The sequence below is a fragment of the Deltaproteobacteria bacterium genome (assembly GCA_016931625.1).
GTDB lineage: Bacteria > Myxococcota > XYA12-FULL-58-9 > XYA12-FULL-58-9 > JAFGEK01 > JAFGEK01.
Genome location: JAFGEK010000139.1, coordinates 1 through 5,324, shown reverse-complemented (window position 1 = coordinate 5,324; position 5,324 = coordinate 1). Strand labels below are relative to the sequence as shown.

General features: G+C 37.2%; 3 protein-coding genes. 2 read left to right on the top strand and 1 reads right to left on the bottom strand.

Annotated elements, in window-relative coordinates; genetic code table 11:
• Nucleotides 1-40 precede the first annotated feature (40 nt).
• Nucleotides 41-3,643 (bottom strand): DNA polymerase III subunit alpha, encoded by a 3,603-nt coding sequence (gene dnaE / locus JW841_11735; protein ID MBN1961608.1) that lies wholly within the window; start codon nt 3,641-3,643, stop codon nt 41-43.
• A 291-nt stretch (nt 3,644-3,934) separates the two neighbouring features.
• Here dnaE and JW841_11730 point away from each other — a divergent pair, with 291 nt between their 5' ends.
• A complete protein-coding gene (locus JW841_11730) occupies nt 3,935-4,213 on the top strand; it encodes a hypothetical protein (protein MBN1961607.1) in 279 nt (92 codons plus the stop codon).
• 347 nt (nt 4,214-4,560) lie between these two features.
• Complete coding sequence (locus JW841_11725; protein ID MBN1961606.1) at nt 4,561-5,220, top strand: DUF4380 domain-containing protein; 660 nt, start codon at nt 4,561-4,563, stop codon at nt 5,218-5,220.
• Nucleotides 5,221-5,324: the final 104 nt, after the last annotated feature.

Genomic DNA, 5,324 nt, shown 5'->3' with positions numbered 1-5,324 from the left:
ATAATATATTGTTAAACAATATAATTCGTGATAAATATTACTAACTCAACCTAACCACTGGCTCACCAAATAGCTTATCAACCCGCACTAATAATTCATCACTAGGGTTAACTCTTAGGGTTTCTGGTAAAGTAATTTCAGTTTGAAATACTTTAGGCTCCGTAATAGTTAATCGCGCTGGTATATCGCCTTTATGAGCAACTAATATTTCTTTTAATTGTATAAGCTTTTCATTAGTTACTGCATATACTGGTACATGCAATTCAAGTTGTTTGGCGTGTTTGCTACGTGCATCGGCAAGTAGCTCAATACGAGTTGCCCTTAATTTTACTACTGAAGGTGTATCATCTTCATCGCCTGCACTAGCAATGTTTCCATTAGTTTCAAACTGTAACGTACCACATATAAATAAAGGGTCACCACTTTTAAGTACAGCTTCATATTCATTAAAAACTTTACTAAATACTAAAACCTCTATACTGCCATGCAAATCTTCTAATATAACAAAAGCCATACGACCGCTTCCGTCTTTTAATGGACGTTCGCGTATTGTAGTAGCTATACCAACCACACTAACCTCGGCGAATCGTTGTGCTTTGTTATCAATATTATTTGTAAGATCAATGGTGCTACTGGTAGCTAGCCTTTTTAGGTCTCCAGTATAGCGTTCAAGTGGATGCCCAGTAATATAAAAACCTAGCGCTTCTTTTTCAAAAAGCAAACGCTGTTTATCACTCCATTCATCTGTTGCTGGATACGTCTCGTTAATTATATGTAGATTTTTAGCTGCAACATTACTTTCTATATTATTGTTGGTAGAAAATAATGTAAATAAACTAGCTTGACCAACCTCACGATCTCGCTGAGCGGTTTGGCCTATTTCTATGGCCTTATCCATAGCACCAAATAGTTGCCAGCGTGGTTTACCTAAACAATCCATCGATCCCGACTTGATCAATGCTTCCATTACCTTACGATTTATTTTACGCGAATCCACACGTTCAGCAAAATCATATATCGACCTAAAAGGTTTATCTCCCCGTTTTTCTACTATTGATTCAATCGCAGCACCCCCAACCCCCTTTACTGCGCCAAGACCAAATAAAATTGCTTGTCGATTGGTGTCAATCTGATTTTCGCTCTTATCGTGAGACACGGTAACAACGGTAAAATCTCGCTCGGCACGATTCACATCTGGAGGCAACACTGCAATACCGCGTGCTTTTGCACTTTGAATGTATTTTACGACATTATCTTGCACATTCATTTCAGTAGAAAGCAGAGCCGCCATAAATTCTACCGGATAGTATGTTTTAAGATAAGCGGTCTGATAACTAACTAGAGCATAGGCGGCACTATGCGATTTATTAAAAGCATAGCCAGCAAATTTTTCGATTTGAGTAAATAACTCATCGGCAGCTTTACTTGTCATACCACTTTTGCATTCAGCGCCGCGTACAAATTTATCATGCATCTTGGCCATAACATCGGCCTTTTTCTTGCCCATGGCTTTACGTAAAGTATCGGCTTCACCCATGGTAAAACCAGATAAAGCAACCGCAATACGCATAACCTGTTCTTGATAAACGATAACACCATAAGTAGGTTCAAGAATTTCAGCACAAGACTGATGCGGATAAATAACTTTTTTCTTGCCATGCTTACGGGCAATATAATCGTCAACCATACCGGCATCGAGAGGCCCTGGACGATAAAGCGCCACTGCTGCAACAATATCTTCAAAACGGTCTGGTCGCAGACGTTTAAGCAACTCTTTAAAACCGCTAGATTCTAATTGAAACACACCATCAGTATCAGCACTAGCAATCAGTTCAAAAACTTTTGCATCATCTATTGGAATTTTATCAATATCAAACTCATTATGTATACCAAGCGGTCCACTACCTGCGCGACGCCGTACATGCTTCACTGCATTGGCAATTACGGTTAATGTTTTTAAACCTAAAAAGTCAAATTTTACTAAGCCTGCAAGCTCTACTTCATCTTTGGCAAATTGAGTAATTAGTTCATTATTCTTGCCACTACAAACCGGTACATATTCCCACAAGGGTTTATCACCAATTACGATACCAGCTGCATGCATACCGGTTTGGCGATTAAGACCTTCAAGTGATTTAGCTATATCAATTATATTTTTATAAACTTCTTGCGTCTCTTGCAATTCACGTAGCTTTGGCTCAATTTCGAGTGCTTTATTAATAGTTACTTTTTTACCCTCAACTAAACCATTTGGAATAAGCTTGGTAAGCTCATTCATTTCAGCAAATGGTACCTCCATCACCCGGCCGACATCTTTAATTACACTTTTTGCTGAAAGTTGTGAGTAGGTAACAATTTGCCCAACGTTATTTTTTCCGTATTTATGTAATACATAATCAATAACCTCACCGCGGCGGTCTTGGCAAAAATCAATATCAAAGTCAGGCATTGAAACGCGATCAGGATTTAAAAATCGCTCAAAAATCAAATCGTGATGTATAGGATCAAGATCGGTAATGCGTAAAGCATATGCTACTAAAGAACCAGCACCAGAACCACGACCTGGACCAACAGGCACGCCCTTTGATTTAGCATGCTGAATAAAATCCCATACTATAAGAAAATATCCAGCAAATCCCATTTTAATAATAACATTTAATTCATAGTCTAAACGCTGCTGATAAAAGTCAAGATCAACTGTTTCTCGCATCTCTTTTATGCGTGTTTGTAAGCCTTGATTGGCTACTTCTTCAAGATAGCTTTCTAAGGTTCTACCGGATGGTACACCATAGTTCGGTAAATATGTTTCACCAAAAGTAAGCTCAACGTTGCAATCATTTGAAATTTTTATGGTGTTTTCAACCGCTTCTTGACATATTTTACTAAACGCATCCCACATTTGCTGTGGTGTCTTTACAAAGTTTTGATCAGGATGTTCGTGTTTCTGGCGAAATTCTGCTAACGACTTATTCTGCTGGATACACATCAATACTTCATGAGCTTTGGCATCACTTGGGGAAAGATAATGTGCATCAGCAGTGGCTACTAGTGGTAATTTTAATTTTGCACTTATTTCTTTTAAAGCCTCGTTTAATTGTGGTTGCTTAGTAAAACCATTTTCTTGTAACTCTAAGAAAAAATGACCAGGAGCAAAAATTTCTGCAAACTCGCGCGCCTCTGCTATTGCTGCGTCTAAACCTTGATTAAAATATATGCGGGAAATTACCCCACCTAAACATGCCGAAAGTCCGTAAAGCCCTTTAGCATGTTTGCGTAATAATTCTTTGTCAATTCGAGGGTGATAGTAAAAACCTTCAGTAAAACCCATCGACACCAAAAAGGTAAGGTTTTTATAGCCTTCGTTGTCTTTAGCTAATAAAACCAAATGTAATGCCGAACGAACACTGCGATCTTTACGACCTTTGCCATAAGCTACATATACTTCACAACCCATAATAGGTTTGATGCCATATTTTTTTGCGGTTTGATAAAAATGTACTGCACCATACATGTTGCCATGATCAGTAATCGCCACCGTATTCATACCGCGCTCTTTAAGTATCGAGCAAAGATCATTCAGACGGATAGCTCCATCAAGTAAAGAATATTGCGAATGCAAATGTAGATGAGTAAAGCCGCTCATATGCCTATGTACTCAGTTGCAGTGTTATAAATGCGGCGTAACTATACTACTTCAGTCATCTTTTTGGCAGGGTAGAATGGTTTTAATATCTACCTTCTTTACTACAAAGTACTTAGTACAATCTTGACGTATTGCATTGACAGATCTGTTTTAATTGTGAGTAATGCTTATGTAAGTTTTTTTGCGTTAATTAATTAAAAATATTTTTGACCAGGATAGATAATGCAAATGTATGTTGTAGAAATATACAAAGTAAACACTTGGGTAATGAGGGAACAAGGAGAGTAAACTATGGCCGAATCTAAACACCATTCAGCAATTGAACGCAATTTACGTGAACTCGGCCAAAAAATTATGGAAACTAGTTGGAAAGAAAACAATAAAAGTAACGAAAAAAATTCTCAATCTCAAAAAAACGATATTAATAGCAACTCATCAATAAAAACATATACATCTTATAATCATGTTAAGCTGCAATCATCTACTAACGAAGCCAAAAATAATTCAGATTCATTACTAATTGCTGCATTAATCGCCCGTAATTCTAATTTATCTATTAATAAATCGTAACTACTTTTCCTCCCACCATTATTTTATACTAGCAAGAAACCTCTACATACTTTAAAAAGCACACTAACAATTAGTGATATAAATTTACTTTTTAGTTAAAGAAAACAAAAGTGAATTCGATTAACGGTATTTTTACAATTTTTAATGAGAATGTTTCTATTGTGGTTGATAGCAACCATGGTGCTCGAATCACCTCATTAAAAGTTAAAGGCTACGAATTTTTAATCCAGCAAGGTATAGGAGCCCGGAAAATCTGTTTTGGTTCTACTTTCTGGACATCACCACAAAGTGATTGGGGCTGGCCACCACGAAAAATTCTCGATAGTGAGCCCTATGACGCTAAAATTGTGAATGATAAAGGTGTGCTTGAAAGCGCTGCTGATATTGATAGCAACGACCCTTTAACAACATATATCCAATTAAAAAAAGAAATTTCTATAGATAAAAACAGCTGGCTTTCACTAAGATACACCATGACTAATAAATCAAATACAAATATTATACGCGCTCCCTGGCAAATTAACCGTTGCCCACAAGCCGGTTTCGTGTTTTTTGAAATGGGTCCTGGTGGACAAACTCATTTTACCGAATGCCAATGGGTAAAAAACCTAAATTTAAAATCCTCCCCAGGTAAACCAGTTTGGATTGACGTTGCTAATTGTCCAGACAGATATAAAACTATCTGCGATGGTACAGGTTGGTTGGCTCACGTTTATGGCAAACAATTATTTATTATGCGTTTTGACGATATCCCGGCTGGCCAAGCTGCTCAAGGTGAGGGGGAAATCGAAATATATGTTTGTAACCCGCAGGAAGAAGGTCAGCTTGGTTATGTTGAACTTGAGGCTCAAGGAACACCAATTCAATTAAAGCCAGGCGAAAAAACTTCTTGGACAGTACAATGGAAAGCTATTATCCTCGAAAATGAAATACCTAAAAATATAGATGAAGAGCAAAAGAGCAAACTTTATCAATATTATTATGATATAGCGACAATGAAAAAATAATTGAAAATTACCCATTAACTAGCTGACTCTTAGTCTCATTTTTCACTTTTATCGGAATTGGATTCCTACTTTCGTAGGAATGACGAGGAGTTACGTAAAACTCT

Coding starts and splice junctions, on each gene's coding strand:
- JW841_11730 (MBN1961607.1), top strand. CDS start 3,935: ATGGCCGAATCTAAACACCATTCAGCAATTGAACGCAATTTACGTGAA.
- dnaE (MBN1961608.1), bottom strand. CDS start 3,643: ATGAGCGGCTTTACTCATCTACATTTGCATTCGCAATATTCTTTACTT.